General features: G+C 37.4%; 14 protein-coding genes. 12 read left to right on the top strand and 2 right to left on the bottom strand.

What is annotated here, in order from left to right; genetic code table 11:
* Positions 1 to 583 precede the first annotated feature (583 nt).
* From CXF85_RS00600 to CXF85_RS00590, 3 genes are all read left to right on the top strand, one after another.
* Complete coding sequence (locus tag CXF85_RS00600; protein WP_101226586.1) at positions 584 to 3334, top strand: TonB-dependent receptor; 2751 nt, start codon at positions 584 to 586, stop codon at positions 3332 to 3334.
* Between the two features lie 125 nt (positions 3335 to 3459).
* Positions 3460 to 4956: a tryptophan halogenase family protein gene (locus CXF85_RS00595; protein WP_101226585.1), complete on the top strand. Its 1497-nt coding sequence runs from the start codon at positions 3460 to 3462 to the stop codon at positions 4954 to 4956.
* 88 nt (positions 4957 to 5044) lie between these two features.
* Positions 5045 to 6565: a tryptophan halogenase family protein gene (locus CXF85_RS00590; RefSeq protein WP_101226584.1), complete on the top strand. Its 1521-nt coding sequence runs from the start codon at positions 5045 to 5047 to the stop codon at positions 6563 to 6565.
* A 53-nt stretch (positions 6566 to 6618) separates the two neighbouring features.
* Here CXF85_RS00590 and CXF85_RS00585 read toward each other — a convergent pair whose 3' ends face one another.
* Positions 6619 to 7308 (bottom strand): hypothetical protein, encoded by a 690-nt coding sequence (locus tag CXF85_RS00585; RefSeq protein ID WP_101226583.1) that lies wholly within the window; start codon positions 7306 to 7308, stop codon positions 6619 to 6621.
* A 122-nt stretch (positions 7309 to 7430) separates the two neighbouring features.
* Between CXF85_RS00585 and CXF85_RS00580 the strand changes: the two genes are divergently transcribed.
* The 3 genes from CXF85_RS00580 (at position 7431) to ygjK (ending at position 11948) form a co-directional block, all read left to right on the top strand.
* On the top strand, positions 7431 to 7835 hold the full coding sequence (locus tag CXF85_RS00580) for a BlaI/MecI/CopY family transcriptional regulator (protein ID WP_101226582.1): 405 nt from the start codon (positions 7431 to 7433) through the stop codon (positions 7833 to 7835).
* The gene (locus CXF85_RS00575; RefSeq protein ID WP_101226581.1) at positions 7828 to 9156 is read left to right on the top strand and encodes a M56 family metallopeptidase; all 1329 of its coding nucleotides are present in this window, start codon (positions 7828 to 7830) and stop codon (positions 9154 to 9156) included. Before CXF85_RS00580 ends, CXF85_RS00575 begins: the two co-directional genes overlap by 8 nt.
* Positions 9157 to 9446: 290 nt before the next feature.
* Positions 9447 to 11948, top strand: coding sequence for an alpha-glucosidase (gene ygjK, locus CXF85_RS00570; RefSeq protein WP_101226580.1), 2502 nt, complete (start codon positions 9447 to 9449; stop codon positions 11946 to 11948).
* 205 nt (positions 11949 to 12153) lie between these two features.
* Here ygjK and CXF85_RS00565 read toward each other — a convergent pair whose 3' ends face one another.
* Positions 12154 to 13131 (bottom strand): zinc-dependent alcohol dehydrogenase family protein, encoded by a 978-nt coding sequence (locus CXF85_RS00565; protein WP_101226579.1) that lies wholly within the window; start codon positions 13129 to 13131, stop codon positions 12154 to 12156.
* Positions 13132 to 13340: 209 nt separating this feature from the next.
* On the opposite strand from CXF85_RS00565, the gene CXF85_RS00560 reads away from it, so the two are divergent.
* The 6 genes from CXF85_RS00560 (at position 13341) to CXF85_RS23030 (ending at position 20356) form a co-directional block, all read left to right on the top strand.
* Positions 13341 to 14240: a LysR family transcriptional regulator gene (locus CXF85_RS00560; protein ID WP_101226578.1), complete on the top strand. Its 900-nt coding sequence runs from the start codon at positions 13341 to 13343 to the stop codon at positions 14238 to 14240.
* A gap of 24 nt (positions 14241 to 14264) precedes the next feature.
* Entirely contained in the window at positions 14265 to 14828 is a 564-nt protein-coding gene (locus tag CXF85_RS00555; protein WP_232771027.1) for a class I SAM-dependent methyltransferase, read from the top strand.
* Between the two features lie 36 nt (positions 14829 to 14864).
* Positions 14865 to 16022: a GNAT family N-acetyltransferase gene (locus CXF85_RS00550; RefSeq protein WP_232771026.1), complete on the top strand. Its 1158-nt coding sequence runs from the start codon at positions 14865 to 14867 to the stop codon at positions 16020 to 16022.
* 23 nt (positions 16023 to 16045) lie between these two features.
* On the top strand, positions 16046 to 16648 hold the full coding sequence (locus tag CXF85_RS00545; protein ID WP_101226841.1) for a DUF938 domain-containing protein: 603 nt from the start codon (positions 16046 to 16048) through the stop codon (positions 16646 to 16648).
* A gap of 277 nt (positions 16649 to 16925) precedes the next feature.
* The gene (locus CXF85_RS00540) at positions 16926 to 18776 is read left to right on the top strand and encodes a hypothetical protein (protein WP_157828999.1); all 1851 of its coding nucleotides are present in this window, start codon (positions 16926 to 16928) and stop codon (positions 18774 to 18776) included.
* Positions 18773 to 20356, top strand: coding sequence for a cache domain-containing protein (locus tag CXF85_RS23030; protein WP_232771025.1), 1584 nt, complete (start codon positions 18773 to 18775; stop codon positions 20354 to 20356). The genes CXF85_RS00540 and CXF85_RS23030 overlap by 4 nt, the downstream gene beginning before the upstream one ends.
* The last annotated feature ends 3 nt before the right edge of the window (positions 20357 to 20359 follow it).

The following is a 20359-nucleotide window of genomic DNA, read 5'->3' as shown; positions in this document are numbered from 1 at the left end:
TAAAATTGTTATGGATATTAATTTACTCGTTCAGTGATTAGATAAATACCTGTTTCCCTCCATTACATACGTATTCAAGATTTATACCCGCTCCACTTGAAAATGCTCGTTTCAGGAAACCTGAGCAACTTATGATCAAAGCCTATTTTTTATTAATGCTTGTTTCGTTAAAAATAGCGGTAAACATAATAGGTATTACAAGTTTCATTATTCCATTAATCTAGTCCCTCCCCCTCCTTCCTAAAAGCATTATGTTAATTAAAACTGCCTCCCCCCTTAATTAGACATCAAAACATTCCAGTTATTGTTATTAGTTTCTTTTTCAACTTAATGACTTGTTTATTTTTAAAACAACCTTTGCATACGTATTCAATGAACATAAAGGTCATAGCTAACCTTTGAATACGTATGCAACCCCTATTCATCTGTAATTTGCCCCTTTATATTAAAGTTGTTTACAAATAATAACGAATGAATACGTACGACCACATAACTAAACATATAAAACACAAACATATAATTATTAGGCTAAATGGAAGTTAGCTTATAAAATTAATCATGGATGGCTAGGGGAGAATATTCAATGCTACATTTTAAACCAAGCAAAATGACATTAGCACTACTTTCAAGTGGCTTAATGGCACTAAGTACACAAGCTTTTGCCGCAGAAGAAATTAACGCAGATAAAAAAGCTGAAACAGGAATTGAAGTTATTCAAGTAACAGGTATTCGCGGAAGTTTAATTAAGTCAATTAATACGAAACGTTTTTCTTCGGAAGTTGTTGAATCTATTTCTGCAGAAGATATTGGTAAATTACCCGATTCATCTATCGCTGAATCAATTGCACGTTTACCTGGTGTCGCTGCGCAACGTGTCAATGGTCGTGCCAGTGTTATTACTATTCGTGGTTTAGGTGAAGATTTTAACTCAACTACATTTAATGGTCGCGAACAAGTATCTATCGGTGATAACCGTGGTGTTGAATTCGATTTATACCCATCAGAAATTATCAATGAAGTTGTTGTGTATAAAACACCCGACTCAGCACTAACTACACAAGGTATTGGTGGTACGGTTGATATGCGTTCTGTACGTCCCTTAGATCAAGATAAACGTACTATTTCTTTTAATTATCGTGCTGAAAAAAATGGCATGGACGCTGTTAACCCTGAAATGGATAATACAGGTCATCGTGCTGCTTTTGGTTACATCGATCAGTTTGCTGATGACACTATCGGTGTTGCAATTGCTTATTCAACTACGGCTTCTCCAAGCCAAGAAGAACGTTGGAATGCATGGGGTTATGATGAAGCAGGTCCCGATGGCGAATTACGCTTAAATGGTGCAAAACCTTATGTTCGTTCATCTGAACTAAAGCGTGACAGTCTTATGGGTGTACTTGAATTTGCACCAACAGATGACTTACATATTACCGCTGATGCTTTATATATAGATTTTGAAGAAAATTCTGTTTTACGTGGTATCGAGCTACCGTTAAACGCTTCGCGTGGCGGCTATACCAATAATGAAGTGCAAGGTAATGTTGTTACTTCGGGTTCAATCGCTGATGTTAAAACGCTTATGCGTAATGATGTAGACTTCCGTACTGCTGAAATGTTTGCCACTGGTATTAACCTAGAATACATCATTAACGATCGCTGGTCAGTTGAAGCTGATATCAGTTATTCGCAAGTAGAACGTGAAAGTTGGGGTCTAGAAAGTTATGCCGCAACTGGCCGTGGCGATAACCAAGGCGCTGGTGATAATATTTCATACCAATTAAAACCTGGCGGTTCGGGTGCAATATTTACGCCTTCATTAGATTACTCAGATCGTTCGTTATTCGAACTAGGTGCTGCACGCAGCTGGGGTAACGATATTGTTGGTTCTGATGGACAAGATGGCTTTATTAACTTACCAAGTGTTGAAGATGAGTTATTATCATTGAAATTAGCGGCTGCAGTTGATATTGACACGGATTACTTTGACTCAATTCAATTTGGTATTCACTACAACGAACGTGAAAAATCAAAAGTTGATAGAGGGCAGTACTTACGATTAAAAGATTACCCTAATACAACCGCTGTTCCCGCTGAATTTGATTTAGGCAATGTCGACCTTGGTTTTATTGGTATGGGCGAAATGATAGCTTATGACTCACTTGGTTTTTATAATGCCGGCGGTTATGATTCATTTGAACAAGGTGATACAGCAACAGATCGTTGGTCAAATACTTGGACAGTGAACGAAGAGGTTCTAACGTTATTCGCTAAAGCTAACATTAGTGCTGAAATTGGCGGTATGGGCGTAACGGGTAACTTAGGTCTACAAGTCGTTAATATTGATCAAAGCTCAGATGGTTATGGTGCTTTACTCGAAGATGGTTTATCAATTGTATCTGAACTATCTGATGGTACTGATTACACTGAAGTATTACCTGCAATCAACTTAAACTTTGCGTTAACTGAAGATCAAGTTTTACGTGTTGGCGCAGCCCGTACCATGGCGAAATCTCGTATGGATCGCATGAAGATTAGTGGTGCCTTAACCTGGGAAGAATCAGCAAACATACCTGCCAATGCTACTGATCCAACAAAATCTCCTTGGGGAGGTGATTCAGGTAATGCTGCACTTAAACCAATTATCGCAACACAGTTTGACCTTTCATATGAATATTACTTCAGCCCTGAAGGTTATTTAGCCGCAGCATATTTCTATAAAGACATTGCAGATTGGCAGTTAAATGTTCAAACAGTTAAAGACTTTACTGGCGTTCAAGTACCTGGTGGTTCAACACCGGTAACTAACTCAGGTACCGTGAGCTCTTGGCAGAATCAAACAGATGCAACGGTTAGTGGTGTTGAACTAACAGCAACTATTCCATTTAATGCCTTTTCAGATGTGTTAGAAGGTTTTGGTACGGTTGTTAGTGCTACTTTCCTTGATTCAGAACTAAAAGACCAAGAAGGTATTAATACCCCAATCCCTGGTTTATCTGAAGAAGTATACAGCTGGACTACTTATTACGAGCGTGCAGGTTTCCAAATTCGCGCGAGTATGAGATATCGTGCTGAACATCTAGGTGAAGTTGCAGGTTTATCTCAAACACGCCAAGAAGTGAATGTTGCAGAAGAAACATTATGGGATGCGCAAATTGGTTATGACTTTGGTGAGGGTGGTTTCACTAGCTTAGAAGGTCTGACTATTACACTACAAGGTCAGAACTTAACAGACGAGCCTTTCCAAACTTACACTGGTGATGATAAAATCGCAGTACGAGATCATCAGTCTTATGGCCGTAATTTCTTACTTGGTTTTGCTTATCAATTCTAATGAATAAGCCATAAAGCAATATAAACCTAAACACCTTAGTAATTCTTTTACTAAGGTGTTTTTATTTATATTACTGATACTTATAATGTTAAAGTAAATTGTCAATTATTGAGTAGGGTATTGAGATGCAACCAAAGTCTATAGTTATTGTTGGTGGTGGTACTGCTGGTTGGATGGCGGCTAATTTAATGGCCAAAAAGTGGCGCAATAGTAATATTGACATCACCTTAGTAGAATCACCTGATATAGGCATTATAGGTGTTGGTGAAGGTTCAACGCCGCAACTTAAAGCATTTTTTGATAAAATGGATATTGCTGAACATGAGTGGATGCCTCAATGTAATGCCACTTACAAACTTGGCATCAACTTTAAAAATTGGTCAACAAAAAAGGGATTTGAACAATACTTTCACCCTTTTGATAGCGCCTTAGACTTGCATACCCGTAAGAAATTTATTCTTAATTGCTACGGTAGACGACTCGGTGATGATGTAAAAACACTACCGAACGATTTCTTTATTGCCGCTTACTTAGCAAAACAAAACCTTGGCCCACATGCAAATAGTAACTTTCCCTTTCCTGTGAATTATGGCTACCATTTCGACTCTCATTTATTAGGGAAATTTCTGTGTGATAAAGCCATTGAATTAGGCGTAGAACATATATCGGGTAATGTAACTGATGTCGCTTTACATCTTAATGGTGATATAGAGAAGCTGTCAGTAGATTCCGTAGGTTGGTTATCCGCTGACTTTTTTATTGATAGTACTGGTTTTAGGTCATTGCTATTACAGAACACACTAAAAGTACCTTTTGTTAATTTTAAAGAAAATTTATTTAACAATTCTGCCGTAATTATTCCCTCACCAAGTTCCAATAAACGGCCACCTCAAACCACATCTACAGCGTTAAAAAATGGCTGGGCATGGGATATCCCATTAACCAACAGAACGGGTAATGGTTATGTATATAGCAGTGATTTTTGTAGTAGTGAAGAAGCAGAGATCGAGTTACGAGAAAAACTAAATTTACTGGATAGTGATGTAGAAGCACGTCATCTCAAAATGAAGGTTGGCAGAGTTGAGCAACACTGGGCTAAAAATTGTTTAGCTGTTGGCTTGTCACAAGGATTTATTGAGCCACTTGAAGCAACAGCTTTACATTTAGTACAAGAAACTATTGAGCACTTCATTAGTGCATGGGACAAAGGCAATTTTACCAATACCCATGCAGCAGCCTTTAATAAAAATATTAATCAACGCTTTGACGGAATACGTGATTATATTGTTTGCCATTATAAATTGAATTCCCGAACAGACAGTGAGTATTGGCAGCAAAATGCCCGAAATACGAAAACATCGGGTTCGTTAGCTGAAATTATCAATGTTTGGTTAAATAGAGAAGATTTAGCACAGTATTGGGAGCAATCAACGCAAGCTAAATCCTACAGTGTTGTGTCTTGGCACTGTATCCTTTCTGGTTACGGTATTTTTCCTGAACTTAATCAAAAAATAAATACACAAGCAATGTCGGTCAATATGGATGAAGTTCATCAGTTCTTATCTCAATGTAGTCGTAACTTCCCAGACCATACACAGCAATTAAATAACTTACTTAAATAAACGGTTTAAGTGACTGCACGTTTTTCGCAAGACACTATTAACGCTCGAAATCGGTGACAGAACATTATATGAGTTTTTAGGACACGTTATGAACAAAAATAAAATTGAAAATATTGTCATTGTTGGTGGTGGTACCGCCGGCTGGATGACCGCTTCGTTATTAGCTAAAGTACTCGGCAAAACAGTGAACATCACGTTAATTGAATCAGATAAAATTGGTATTGTTGGCGTGGGTGAAGCCACTATCCCACCGATAGTTAGTTTTAATAAAGCGATAGGGGTTGATGAAACTGAATTTATTAAAGCCACCCAAGGCACCATTAAACTTGGTATCGAGTTTAATAACTGGTATCAAGACGGCGATAGTTACATGCACGCTTTTGGTAACATAGGTAAGAATTTTCCTTTCTGCGATTTTCATCACTTCTGGTTAAGACACCAACAGAATACCAATAATTCATCGGGCAGTTCATCGGGCAGTACGCCAAGTTACTGGGATTATTCATTGAATTACCAAGCGGCACGTTACAATAAATTCTCACCACTTAGATCGATCCCAAATACCAACCTACCCGGTCTTACTCACGCCTATCATTTTGATGCAGGTCTCTACGCAAAATTTTTACATAAACATGCAGTTGGCCTAGGCACTAAGCGTATTGAAGGTAAAATTGTGCAAGTACAGCAAAACCATGATTCAGGTTTTATTGAAAGCGTATTATTAGAAAATGGCACGGCTGTTACTGGTGATTTATTCATCGATTGCAGCGGGCTTGCCGCATTATTAACCGAAAAAACACTCAGCACTGGTTATGAAGACTACTCCCATTGGCTGCCTTGTGATCGCGCAATTGCAGTCCCCTGTGAAAAAGTTGAACCTATTGAACCTTATACACGCTCTACTGCACATAAAGTTGGCTGGCAATGGCGTATTCCACTGCAACATAGAACAGGCAATGGCTTAGTGTATTCAAGTAAACACATGAGTGACGAAGAAGCCAAAGAATTACTACTCAATAACCTTGATGGAAAACCACTGGCAGAGCCTAGAGTTATCTCATTTAAAACAGGACGTCGCCTAAAGCAATGGCATAAAAATGTCATTGCTATTGGTTTATCCAGTGGCTTTTTTGAACCTCTGGAATCAACGAATATACACTTGGTTCAAACAGCTGCACTACGGCTATTAGATTTCTTCCCACATAATGGTATTAATATCGAAGAAGTTGAGGAATTCAATCGCCAATCTAAGGTTGAGTTAGAAGGTATTCGTGATTTTATTATCTTGCATTACAAGCTTAATAACAGAGGCGACAGTGAGTTTTGGCGTGCTTGTCAGCGTATGGAAATACCGGAGTCATTACTGAATAAAATTGAATTATTCAAAAAAACAGGCAAAGTATTTTGTAAACCTGACGATTTATTTACCGAAATTGCCTGGCAGCAAGTAATGATAGGCCAAGGTAATATTCCTGAAGATCATCACCCTTTAGTAGATACCTTATCCAAAGAGCAGCTAATCGATTTAATGGCAAGTTTAACAACACTTATCAATCGTACGGTTGATAAACTACCCAGCCATGATGAGTTTTTACAGTTGCTAAAGTAGGTTCTAGCTTTAGATCTCCCTCCAGATACTTAATGAAATGAGCGTAATTTATTTTACGCTCTTATCCCATAAACATAGCTACATTCAGGCAAGGTATACTGTTCATCTACTGGTTTTAGTTCAATAACTTCTATCTTACCAACCACATCTGACTCTATACTTTTCTGTACTTCATAATAGAAACGCCACGCTTTATTCAACGAGATCAACTCAATATATGGGTAACTTGTGATCTGCCACTTGCCTTTTAGTTGCTCATTTTCATTGTAAGTATTATTTGAGTATAAGAATTGATAAGTTGCATCACTATTTAACCTAAGTTTTATCGAACTTTGACATTTTTTACTTACATATTCATTGGCAAGGTCTTGCGTTGTGACTCGATCATTTTTCACCACCCCATCAGGCAGTAAAAGCAAACCAACGCTATTTTGTGCGTAATAGTGATTACCAGAAAAAAGAGGCTTTACACTAGAAACAACCCAACCCGATTTATCAAGTGAGTCGATTAAAGCATTTATACTATTCTCACCTTCTACAAAGGGAGAATAGAGTAATGTCGATTGCTCAATATCGTCAGGAAAAACAAGCGTATTAGCGATAACATCAAAGCCTAACGCCTCTAAATCCTGCGTGACTCCTTGAGTTTCTTCTGCTGATAAATAACGCGTATAAAGATGAACTTTTGTTGATGAACATGCCAAAATAAAAAAGCACATTAGTACAACACATATAATCTTCATTTTTTACAATCCTTAATATTCAAAAAATAACCGCAGATAAAATAACAATTGACAGTGATGATTACAAGTGTAATCTATAGGTATTGATTACATATGTAATAGTTTATTTTTCTGGAAGTAATATGACTGAAATAAGTAATGCCGAATTTGAAGTATTAGAGGCTCTCTGGCAAAACTTTCCTGCTAGTGCTAACGATATAATTGCCAAACTTAATGAAAGCACCGATGGTGCTGATGATAAAAATCAAGACAAGCAATGGCATGATAAAACCGTAAAAACATTACTCAACCGTTTAGTAAAAAAACAGGCGCTAAGCTTTGAAAAGCAACAACGCCATTACTTATACACTCCCTTATTAGAACGTGAAGCCTATACCTTAAAGGAGAGTAAAAGTTTAATCGAGCGTATGTTTAGCGGAAAAGTAGCCCCTTTAGTCGCGGGGTTTGCCAAGCAAAATGACCTTAATAAAGACGATATAAATGCACTGAAATCATTAATTTCTGACTGGGAGAAAAATAATGATTAGCGCGTTAGTGAATTCATTACTGCCATTAACTATTTTATTATCAATAATGTTAGTTATTCGCCGACCGTTAAGAAAAAGTATTGATGCCAATACTGTTTATAACTTATGGCTCATTATCCCTTTGAGTTTAATGCTTTATTTTATTCCCTTACCTTGGCAGCATTTAAGTGAATTAAGCATAAATGAACTAACCACTGTTGAGTCACAAAATAGTTTAATGCAACGCTTCTTAGTTTCACCAAGCCAAAGCATTACTCAAGAATTATCATTAGATAACCTACTAGGTTTCTGGCTAAGTAGTACTTGGATACTAGGGTTTACCTTACTTATTAGCTACTGGAGTTTAACGCAATATAACTACCGTAAAGCGTTAAAACTGGAAGTTCTAATTGATAGTAAATATCAGCAACAATTAGTCGAAAGTAATGCACATAAATTAATGATTGCACGAAGTAGCCATATACATAGCCCGATACTCATTGGGTTATTCCAACAGATTTTAGTTATTCCTGAGGACTTTGAAACACTTTATACCCCTGAGCAGCAACAGCTGATCATCAGTCATGAAGTTTGTCATTTTTCTCAGCACCATATGTGGACGAACCAACTAGCGCTTTTGCTCTTAGCGCTATTTTGGTTCAATCCGCTAGCTTGGCGTGCTTATGCGGCATTTCGTCAAGATCAAGAGCATTCCTGTGACCAAGTTGTTTTGGCGCGAAAACAAACCCAATCCAGGATCCAATACTGTAAAGCACTGGTATTAGCGGCGGAAACATCGCCACCCAACGCTTTTACTTTACTTAGTTTCAAGCAAAACGGAGAACAACATTTTATGTTTAATCGAATAGAACAAATAAAGCAGATGTCAAAAGGCTTATCGGCAAAAAACACCATGGCTAAAGTAGCTAAAATAGGCTTAGTTACCTTGGTATCAAGTTCATTATTGGTTGGCGTAAGTTACGCTGGTAGCCAAGTGATGCAAGATAAAAAGGCTGAGGTTCATAAAGAAGAAAAAGTTCATGCTTACCCAACCCAGAGAATAGAACCTAAGTATCCTATTGCAGCAGCTGAAGCAGGTACCGAAGGTTCCGTGGTATTAAAATTTGATGTTGAAGCCGACGGCACAGTTAGCCATGTTGAAGTTGTTAATGCTAAACCCGCTTATGTTTTTGATAAAAGTGCTGTTAGAGCGTTAAAACAGTGGCGTTATAAAGAAACAGGTAAGGTATCTAAAAACTTATTAGTACAATTAGACTATCTAATGGGCCCATCATCAAAAAAATTAGAATCATTGATTGAGCGTATCGAGGTAAGTCGTTAAGTTTAAGCTAAAACATCTAAATCAATGAATAAATACTATTAAATTCAATAAAGTAAGTTATTAAAAGCTAACTTATTTAACCTGTAAGGCTTCCCCTGCTTTACAGGTTTTTTATTGTCTCTTTTCGACAGGATCCCGCCTTACCTAAACAAACAGATATACAATATACCGAACTTACTTCATAGTAAGCTTATCTAATACCACTTGCCGGTAACGTATAAAAATCGGACGTTTTATTGCTCCGATTGGTATAACACCAAGCTCAACTAAGAAGAATAAGAAGAAGTACAATGTCATTATTTAGAAATACATCGTTTGCATTAATACTTGTGACCTTAATACTATATCCACTGCTTGCCTCAGCAACGACGAGTAATACCAGTAATGTCATTGACAGAGCAGGTACGCCAAAACAGCATAAAGAATATGATAAATACCAAAACCAACGCTTTAACCCACTGTTTGATTTAGGCGCTTGGCACGGCTTCTTATTACCTGAGAAACAAAACACCTACGCCGCCTTCACTGGCCCGATGATTATTGCTCAAGAATACAGCTTATTTATTGCTGAAAAATTAGAGCAATTAACAATTACTGATTTAGCCAACAAACAGGTTTTAGACTTATCACTGGCGAAAATTAGCCGCATTTCAAAACCAGGTGAACTACAGCAAACGTTTAGCTTTGAAAAATTTACCCTTGAGTTAAACTTGCACTTTGTCAGCAGCAGAACAGCTATGATTGAAACAAAATTTATCAACCACAGTAATGACAAGCTTGCTTTTGCACTCACCTGGCAAGGTGAATTACTAGAAAAATGGGATGATAAAAAAACAGTAAAACAAGCCCTACCTCAGTGGCATAGAAGTTTAACTGCAAATACTAACGGTATTATATTTCATTTTAGTGAAGTACGTAATACCTGGAATATCCTCACCAGCAAGAGTGCCCAATATCAAATTAGCCGATCACTTCCAGCTAAAACAACGATTAATCAACAGCAACATAACTACCAAAGCACGGCGACTATCAGTATTGCTAAAAATGATAGTACCAGCATTTATAGCACGCAGAGTTACTTTCATAACCAGGCCGAAGCAGATGCCGAGCAAGATTTTATCCAAAAAGCCTTAGTAAAACCTCAAGTAAAAATATTGGCAACCAAGCGCCGCTGGCAACAGTATTTAGATAAAGGTATGGCAGTTGGAAAGCGTAGCCCCGCACAAAATAAAGTTGCTATCAAAGCCATTGAAACACTTAATGGTAATTGGCGCAGTCCTGCGGGAAGATTAACCCATGATGGTGTTACGCCTTCAGTTACAGCTCGATGGTTTAATGGTGTTTGGGCTTGGGATAGTTGGAAACATGCTTATGCCATGGCGCACTTTAATGCTGATATCGCCAAAGAAAATATCCGCGCTATGTTTGCTTATCAAATTCAAGCTAATGATGCCATCAGACCACAAGATGAAGGCATGGTTGTTGATGCAATATTTTATAATCAAGATGAAGCTCGTGGTGGTGATGGTGGTAACTGGAACGAACGAAACACTAAACCACCGTTAGCAAGTTGGGCTGTGTGGGAGATATATAAAGCCACGCAAGATGTTAGCTTCATCGAAGAGATGTTACCTAAACTACAGCGTTATCATCAGTGGTGGTATCGTAACAGAGATCATAACCAAAACGGTTTGGTTGAGTATGGCGCAACTAAACATAGATACCATAATGATGTCGAAGGCAATATAAGCTTTAAAGTACGTTACTTACCTAAACCTGTCAGCGCTAAGCCTAGCAACGCCTCTATTGATCTGAAAACCTGCAAAAGCGCAGATGAAGATTGGTATATCTGCTCAGGTATTTCGTTATATCAAAACATCATCGCCAGTAGTGATTATGACGATATAGATATTGGTGCTCAACACGGTACTGCTTGGGAATCAGGCATGGATAATGCGGCAAGGTTTGGCTTTATCAATGCTGAGCAGTTGAGCGATTTTGCTGATAAACACTATCAAGGTGACTTAAGTAAAGCGCGTAAAGACTGGCAAGTGATGTTCTACCAAAATACTAATAACGCCGGTGATTTGTTGGGCTTTTCAATCAATCAAGAATCAGTAGAGCTTAATACTTATCTGGCTCATGAAAAAACATTACTAGCCAACATGGCAGAGCTACTTCAACAAAAACAGATAGCGGCAAGTTACCGACAAGCAGCAAAGGACTTATCAAAACGTATTAATCAGTGCTTTTTCGATGAAGAGAGTGGTTTTTTCTATGACCGAAGTTTTACCCTTTCTACGCTAAAAAGTAATATTAAAGGCGTTCAAGAAAGTGAGCAAGTTGATAAAAAGGGCTGCATCGGAACCTTGTTAACAGCACGTGGCAGAGGACCAGAAGGTTGGAGTCCATTATGGGCAAACATTGCCGACGCGGATAAAGCCGAGCGTGTCAAAAACGTTATGTTAAAAAGTAACGAATTTAATACTACTATACCGCTTGGAACAGCTGCTTTAACTAATCCTGCTTATGATGCTGACATTTATTGGCGTGGCCGAGTTTGGCTTGACCAAGTCTATTTTGGCTTAATCGCCCTTGATAATTATGGTTATCATCAAGAAGCTAAAGCCTTAGCAGAGAAGTTATTTAATAATGCCGAAGGTTTAAGTGAAAATGGTGCAATTAGAGAAAACTACAACCCTGAAACAGGTGCAGTACAAGGCGCAACTAACTTTAGTTGGAGCGCAGCGCACTTACTGATGTTATATAGAGAGTTTTTAGCTGAGCCATAAGAGTAAATAGAAAACCTGCTAATAAGTTATTTGCAGCTTTTTTTAAACATGCCTATGCACAGGCCTCTGGGGTGTCATCCCCGTGGTATCTTAATCGGGGATCCAGTCTCTAAAAATAAATGGATCTTCGAAGATGACGTTTACAATGATGGCCTGAGTTAACTACATAGTCATGTTTTTAAATGAAGATCAGATAACTCTAAATCTATGCTGTTAGTGTCACTTTGCCTACCGCTTTGCCAGAAGCAAGGTGATCGTGCGCTTTTGCTACTTCCCAGATTGAGAAATTACTTTCATCAATAATAGGCGTGATTTTTCCTGCATCTACCAAGGTAGCAATTTCAGTCAAAATACGACCATGTGATGCATGGTTAATGCCATGGCATAATGGAATAAGCATTAAAATACTGTGGAATGACAGACTTTTAAGCGCAATTTGTAATGGATCAGCAATAGGTAAAATAGTCGCTACATGGCCATTAAACTTAACTGCTTCAAATGATTTTTCAATGTTATCACCGGCAACTGTATCAAAGACTTTGTCAAAACCAACACCATTGGTGTAAGCCTGCACGTAATCTGCAACTGACTCAGTTTTATAGTCAACTAAGTTATCTGCACCTAGCGTTTTTGCAAGCTCTGCATTAGCTGGTGAATATGTTGAAGTTACCTTAGCACCCAATACTTTTGCTAACTGAACCGCAATATGACCAACACCACCGGTAGCGCCATGAATAAGGACATTATCACCGGCTTGCACATTCATTTTTTCAACAAGTGCTTCATACGAAGTGATGGCCACTAATGGCAATGCCGCGGCTTGTTTCATCGTTAACGTTTTAGGCTTATTCGCCATTAATCGCGCATCAACCAACATAAACTCAGCTAATGCTCCATCAACTCCGTTAATGCCACCCGCCATACCGTAAACTTCGTCTCCGACATTAAAATCAGTAACACCTGCACCAACTTCAGTAACAATACCTGCAACATCACCGTGTAATATTTCAGGTAAATTCGCTGACCAAGGTAGTTCAATGGAACGCAGCATAGTATCAATTGGATTAACACTGCTTGCCTTCACTTCGACTACCATATGGCCTGCTTTAGCTACTGGTTTTGCTTTTTCTGCAAGTTGGAAAACATCAGTAGTACCAATTTCTTTAATGATCATTGCTTTCATAGGAGTTTCTCTTTATTTGTATAAATAGCGCTATATGTCGCTGTAAATTAGTTTATGTTTATTTAGCTACGAGTTTGCTTGCTCGTTTCAATGTGGCTATTCTACTCATTGCTAATTGAGCAAACCATAACCTAACTGGCAAATCACATTTGCTTTTTAGACAACGCAAAGTTAAAGTGATCACACTATCAATAATCCTAAGATCCATGATGAGTTCACTGAATCGGTTACTGTATTTCAACAGTGTGGTCGAAACTGGTAGTATTTCTGCAACCAGTAGGATTTTTGATGTACAACCCTCTTCTATTTCAAGACAACTCGCCGTACTTGAACAAGAACTTGGCGTACGTCTGCTAAATAAAACCACTCGAAATACTGGCTTAACAGAAGCTGGCCTCAAGTATTATGAATACTCTCAACGTATTGTCTCTGAGTTTGATGAAGCTAAAAGAGTCGTTAATGACTTGCAAGAAGCCCCCAAAGGTAAGCTTAATATAAGTATGACCGTGGGCTTTGGCGAAAGTGTGATACTGCCATTGATGCCGAAGTTTATATCCCTGTACCCAAATATTGATATAGAACTAGAATTAACCGAGCGAGTTGTTGATCTGGTCGAAGAAAATATCGATGTAGCCATTCGCAGTGGGCGTTTACCTGACTCATCCATGATAGCAAGGCAACTCGCGTTAAATAACTTTTTATTATGCGCAAGTCCTCATTATCTAACTATCAATGGAACTCCAGACTGTCCTGAAGCGTTAAAAGATCATCAATGTATCCGATACAACTATGCTCGCTGGAAAGATTGGTTTTTAATGGCTGAAGAAAGAACAAAACTTTCCCTCAACAAGGCTATTTCGGTTAACTCGGTTAATGGTCAAAAACAGCTAGTCTTAAATGATGCAGGCTTAGCGTTAATCCCTCTATGGGCAATTAAAAATGAGCTAGCCGATGGCAGCTTAATTCAAGTTATGCCTGATTATACTTTTAGCCCTTATGAAGAATTAAGTGCCACTTACGCTATTTATTTGAAGCGAGAGATGCTCTCCCCAAAAACACGGGTTTTCTTAGACTTTTTAGTAGAGAATATCGTCGATGTTGAAAAATAACGTATCCTATTTGAGAGTTTAGCTTTGATAATTCCCGACATTTTTTTGTTTATTATTCTTGCCTTTATGATGGTCTTTGTTGCCAGTTCTATCGTATACAGTACGATAAAACTAGGTATTACACCGATGCCAAGTTCAAATAAAGCCTACCTTGCTATGATGCAGTTAGTTGATGAAACCGGCAGCGGTACCATCATTGACTTAGGCAGTGGCTGGGGCAACTTCGTAATACGTATTGCCAAGAAATATCCGCAAAGGAAAATCGTGGGATACGAACTATCCTATCTGCCATGGCTAACATCGTCCTTACTCAAAAAAGTATTAGGATTAAAAAACCTAACGTTACACCGACAAAACTTTTATAAAGCAGACTTATCTAAAGCATCGGTCTTAGTGTGTTATTTATTTCCCGAGGCGATGGGGAAAATCGATGAAAAATTACGCTTAGAGCAAGCTGACATTAACTTTCTTATCAGCAATAATTTTGCCCTACCCTCATGGCAACCGAGCAAAACCATACGACTCGATGATTTTTACAAGTCTCCTGTTTACCTCTACAAAATTGGTAAGGATGAAGCTAAGCTTTGAGGTATCATGTGTGTAAATTATAACAGCCTTTAGCTAGTGAGAAATATTCTATTGAATGCCGACATAAACATTAACTTCGTTAACCATATAGACAAAATATGCGCTAATACTTGGCAGAATTTAAATAGCTCTCCTTGCCCTTTCCTTCAGTATGATTTTTTTAATACCCTTGAAAAAAGTCAATCGGTCAGCGCTAAACAAGGCTGGCAAGCTCATCATTTAGTGGCAACCACTAACAATGAAGTGACGGCTGTCATGCCGATGTATTTGAAAAGTCACTCTTGGGGCGAATATGTTTTTGATTGGGATTGGGCTGATGCCTATAAACGTAATGGCATAGAGTATTATCCTAAATTAGTGGCTACCATTCCCTTTACCCCGGTTAGTAGTGATAAATTGCTTTCTTCAGCGCTGAAAATGAATGAGCTTTTTGAGCCATTAATTGCACATTGCCAACAACAGAATATTAATAGCTGGCATATTTTGTATTGCGATGAAATAAAGACCGCTTTACCGGAAGATGTTTATCAGCGTAATACGGTACAGTTTCATTGGTTTAATCATGATTATGAAACATTCGAAGATTTTCTAAATACCTTCAACTCGCGTAAAAGAAAAAATACTCGCAAAGAAAGACTCTCTATCATTCAACAAAACATTAACGTTCGTCAGTTGAAAAATAACGAAATTAGCCAACAAGACCTTGAGTTTTTTTATTTAACCTATCAACTAACCTATTTAAAACGAGGTCATCAACCACACTTAAGTTATGAGTTTTTTAAACAAATACTAGCCAGTGAGACCGATAATATTTTATTGATTATTGCCAGTGATGAACAAGAAGATATTGCTTGTGCACTATTCTTTTACGATGAAGCTCAATTATATGGTCGATATTGGGGCTGTACTAAACCTCATAATAATTTACATTTTGAGCTTTGTTATTATCGTGGTATCGAATTTTGTATTCAAAATAAACTCAAAAGCTTTAACCCTGGTACCCAAGGTGAACACAAAATACAACGAGGCTTCGAGCCGGTATTAACGCACTCTTACCACTGGATAAAACATCCCGCTTTTAGAGAGGCCATTAAAGACTTTTGTCAACAAGAGCAAAAGCATATGCTAACGTATCAACAGCAATGTCGACAGATGTTACCTTTTAAGACAGTACCTTTAAAAAACGTACCTTAAGATAGTGATTAAGAATAAATATGATGAATAAACCTTTTTCCCAAGCATGTGAAAATAATAAACAAGCGATTTTAAATATTTTAACCAAAGTATTTTCAAACACTAAACATGTGTTAGAAATTGGCTCTGGAACAGGACAACATGCAGTTTTCTTTGGCCAACACCTACCTCACCTAACTTGGCAAACCAGTGATTTGCCAGTAAACCATCAAGGTATTAACGGTTGGTTAGATGAAACTGTTTTAGCGAATGTGCAAAGACCTATTACTATTGATTTACATAAAACTTGGCCGGTGCCTAACAATAACCTAGCCGTTGATGGGCTCTATACCGCCAATACTCTACATATAATCAGTTGGCCGTTAGTAGTTAAGTTTTTTGAAGCTATTGCTCAAAACTTAACGGCAGAAGCTAACGTTTGTATATATGGCCCTTTTAATTATCAGGGAAAGTTCACCAGCGAAAGCAATGCCAACTTTGATATTTGGCTCAAAGATAGAGACATAAATAGCGGTATTAGGGATATAGAAGCGATATTATTATTGGCGAATTCTACGGGACTTAATTTAATTGACGATAATGAAATGCCAGCTAATAATCGATTATTAGTTTTTTCAAAAATATAAAATTCCCACCAACATAACCTGTGATGATAGCGATAAATTATTTTAATATGCATAGAAAATTTCGCTATCGTTAAACTGTAATGTTCTGATGAATATTTTCCGTATTAAGTCTAAGAAAAAGCACTGCCTTCCCTTCCATTATTTTTACTGAACGACCACTTACTCGGCTTTAATTAATAAGTTGTACTATGCTCTAATATAAGAAAATATACTTATTAGAGACTGACTTGATAGATAAAAAAAATAGATATATCAACACCAGCGAAATGACTTGTTTATGAAAAAATATTTTCTTTTGATATTATTCAGCCTGTCTATTTGTCTCATGGTTCAAGCCAAAGACTATACGCCCAACGATGTGTATGCCGAGGCATTATTACTTGAGAAAAATATAAAACAATGGCACCTAAAAGAAGGAAAATTGAATCCTTGGGTAACCATCGCAGTTGAAAATCACTATAAGCCTAGGCATGTTTTTCAAAAGGCGGTGGTAATCATTGAAAAGATAAACCGATATCGTGTCAATGTCCTTAAAATAGGGGCTATTCCGGTAAATTATCCTGGCGGTCGAGAGATCACCCCAAATGAAGTCTATAACCAAGTTTACTTTGCACGCCAAGAATTGTTAGCAATGTTGAATAATATCAACATCGTTATCGAAGATACGTCGATAAAACAAAAAGTAACAGGTAAAGCCCCTAACGATGTTTATGCAAAACTTGAAGAGATCTCTTTAGCATTAGATGGATCTCTTGGCTTACGCGGTATTTCCCCTTCGGATGTTTATGTTGCCAGCCAACAAATTGTTTCACTAGCCCGGTTTTTAAGAGTTAGCCAAAATTTACCCGTAATATCTCCTATAGCAAAACGCACTAAAAATAAGCACCCCAACCACACTTTAGCCGCAGTAAAAGCGTTAACAGTGAGAATAAATGCCATTGATAAAAGTTTGTCTATGGATCCGGTCAGAGTTATAGATGTCCCTAAAAGAGTGATCAGCCCGAGTGATGTCTACAGTGCCATGGGCATAGTCTTTGCTGAACTACAACGTATTCAATATCATTTAGGTCTTGAACGGTATTTTCCACAGGAACTAACAAAAACGGCTATAACCTCTGATGACATAATATTTAATATTAATTACGCGCAAGATTTATTACCTCCTTTTTTAGATAAGCGTAAATTACAACAATATGATGTCAGTTTACTGATAAAAACGCCAAATGATGTTTATTCGTTAACTCATCATATTTTAAAAGAATTATTTAAATTTTGTCGCTTAAAAGGCATAAGAATACCCCCTTTCATTATACCCAAAGTAAAAAACCTACAACCTCGACATGTATTTACCCAAGGCTTAGAAACGTTAGAAATGATTGTTCTACTGCGTGAAAATCAGGGATTAGGACTATCAGCAGCACAAAACTACCCTGAAAAGGAAATTACGCCACAAGAAGTTTTTGATCTATCATTACGTGTCGATGAATACTTAAATATGGTTTTCACAGAGTCTGGAATGGTGACTGGCACTTGGATAATAAAGGATGAAATTGAATATTTTTTCGATAAAAAACCAAGTGATGCTTATATCAATATGTGGAAAATCGCCTCAACATTGAAAGCTATTTTAAGCAACCAAGGTTTTGATGAAAATCATCTTTTTCAAAAAGTAGATTACCTCGTAAATAAAATAGACAAACTAAATAGTCACTTTGCTGCAGCATCAGCGGTAGATAAAAAACAAGCCGTAAAAAAAATCGTTCCTGTGAATAAACAATATAAAAACACTAAAACAATTGGTAATAAAGACGTTTTACAGAAAGCATTTTACCTTAAAAAATTAATAGCACAGATAAATACTCAACAGGGCCTATCTACTAACGCTAGTGTTTCATTACCAAAGGTAAGCAATGTAAAAATCGCTGATATTTACAGCGTGTTTTGGCAGCTTGATTTGGGAATATCTGAGATGGGACTGTTTTGGGGGATCGATACACAGGCGGTAAAATCGGTAAAAGTTAATAATAAACAACTTATTGATGTCTACCGAAAACTTCTTACACTTGAGGAAAATTTACTGATGTTATCTCGTTACTCTATCCAGGTTAATTCGAGGAATAATGGATGAAATTTTCATTAGCGATTAAATTTGCCGCCTTCGCTTTTTTAGTTGCCGGCGTCAGCATATTGTTTACTTCTGTACTAACTTATAACGACGCGGCTTCCTTAATGAAAGATCACAGTTTACAGCGTTTAGCAAAAGATCTGGATCGACAAATAAGTTCATTTGATCAAAAAATTACTCAAATGAAAAACGATGTAGCAACCATCGCCAGATCGGAGTCTATTACCGGCTATTATCGTGCTGAAGATAAAGACGGTTATGATGAGTTGAGCAACATGACCAGCAATTTATTGAAAGAACGTTTAACGCTAGAGCTAATGGGATTAATGCGCCAGCGACCTGAATACATTCAAGTGAGATTTATTGGTAAAAGTAATAACGGTAAAGAAATTGTTCGTATTGATAAGAGAAATGATGAGCAACAAATCATTGAAGAAAGTGATCTACAAAAAAAGGGGGCAAGCAGTTATGTCGTAAATACATTATTACTTAAGGAAAATGAGCAGTATTTATCACCGATTGAGCTTAATAGAGAATATGGCAACATAACATTTCCATTGCAACCCGTCGTACGTGTGGCTTCACCGATTTATTTTGAAGGTGAAGTTTTAGGGTTAATGATCATTAATGCTGACTTTAACATTCTGTCTAAATTATTTCGTAATCCTCCAGACAATGTGAAATATTTTATCGCTGATAACCAAGGTGATTATTTATTACATGCAAATAAAGACCGAGAATTCTCATTCGCGTTAGGCAAAGAAGCTGGGTTGCTAAAGGATTATCAATCACTAGACCTATTACAACAGAGTACCGAAAGAGTAAAAATATCGGTATTAGAGCAGCAATCCAGTAATATTATTACCTTTCACCATCAAATTGATCCACTAAATGTAGAAAATATACTGGTTATTGGTAGCCTTGTATCTCATGAACTTATTGAAAAGGATTCAGCGAGTTTTGGCCAGCGTATGTTTACCCGGGTATTTATTAGTGTTTTATTACTCAGTATCGTTATGGCGTGGTTGTCTCATCGCCTATTGGCTCCAATAAAACATCTAACCCATACGGCCAATGAAATTGTAAAAGGCAATAAAAATATAGTATTAACTAATAATGGCGGCAGTGACGAAATAGCTGTTCTTACACGTTCTTTTAACACTATGTACTCACACCTAGATGAGTCAAAAAACGAATTAAAAATATTTGCGGAGAACTTAGAAAATCAAGTAGAAGATCGTACTGCTGAATTAGAAATAGCCTTAGAAGAAGCTAAAGAAAGTGCCAAAATAAAAAATGAGTTTTTAGCCACCATGAGTCATGAAATTCGTACACCGATGAACGGTGTATTAGGCATGTTAGGGCTTTTATTAAACACTCAATTAAATGAAGAGCAACATAGCCGAGCAAAACTGGCACAAAGTAGTGCCGAGTCTTTATTAACCTTAATCAATGACATATTAGATTTCACTAAAATTGATGCGGGTAAAATGGAATTGGAGCTAATCGACTTTAACCTCAATAGCATGTTAGGTGAGTTTTCTGAGGCGATGGCTTTTCAAGCACAAAACAAATCTTTATAGTTA

Origin of the sequence: Colwellia sp. 75C3, from assembly GCF_002836255.1 — a bacterium.
Lineage (GTDB): Bacteria > Pseudomonadota > Gammaproteobacteria > Enterobacterales > Alteromonadaceae > Colwellia.
The sequence above is the reverse complement of the archived record's forward strand: the minus strand, read 5'-3'. Positions and strand labels throughout refer to the sequence as shown.

Bases quoted from the DNA above. Each gene is read 5' to 3' on its own strand.
- CXF85_RS00600 (WP_101226586.1), top strand. From the start codon at position 584: ATGCTACATTTTAAACCAAGCAAAATGACATTAGCACTACTTTCAAGT.
- CXF85_RS00595 (WP_101226585.1), top strand. From the start codon at position 3,460: ATGCAACCAAAGTCTATAGTTATTGTTGGTGGTGGTACTGCTGGTTGG.
- CXF85_RS00590 (WP_101226584.1), top strand. From the start codon at position 5,045: ATGAACAAAAATAAAATTGAAAATATTGTCATTGTTGGTGGTGGTACC.
- CXF85_RS00585 (WP_101226583.1), bottom strand. From the start codon at position 7,308: ATGAAGATTATATGTGTTGTACTAATGTGCTTTTTTATTTTGGCATGT.
- CXF85_RS00580 (WP_101226582.1), top strand. From the start codon at position 7,431: ATGACTGAAATAAGTAATGCCGAATTTGAAGTATTAGAGGCTCTCTGG.
- CXF85_RS00575 (WP_101226581.1), top strand. From the start codon at position 7,828: ATGATTAGCGCGTTAGTGAATTCATTACTGCCATTAACTATTTTATTA.
- ygjK (WP_101226580.1), top strand. From the start codon at position 9,447: ATGTCATTATTTAGAAATACATCGTTTGCATTAATACTTGTGACCTTA.
- CXF85_RS00565 (WP_101226579.1), bottom strand. From the start codon at position 13,131: ATGAAAGCAATGATCATTAAAGAAATTGGTACTACTGATGTTTTCCAA.
- CXF85_RS00560 (WP_101226578.1), top strand. From the start codon at position 13,341: ATGAGTTCACTGAATCGGTTACTGTATTTCAACAGTGTGGTCGAAACT.
- CXF85_RS00545 (WP_101226841.1), top strand. From the start codon at position 16,046: ATGAATAAACCTTTTTCCCAAGCATGTGAAAATAATAAACAAGCGATT.
- CXF85_RS00540 (WP_157828999.1), top strand. From the start codon at position 16,926: ATGAAAAAATATTTTCTTTTGATATTATTCAGCCTGTCTATTTGTCTC.
- CXF85_RS23030 (WP_232771025.1), top strand. From the start codon at position 18,773: ATGAAATTTTCATTAGCGATTAAATTTGCCGCCTTCGCTTTTTTAGTT.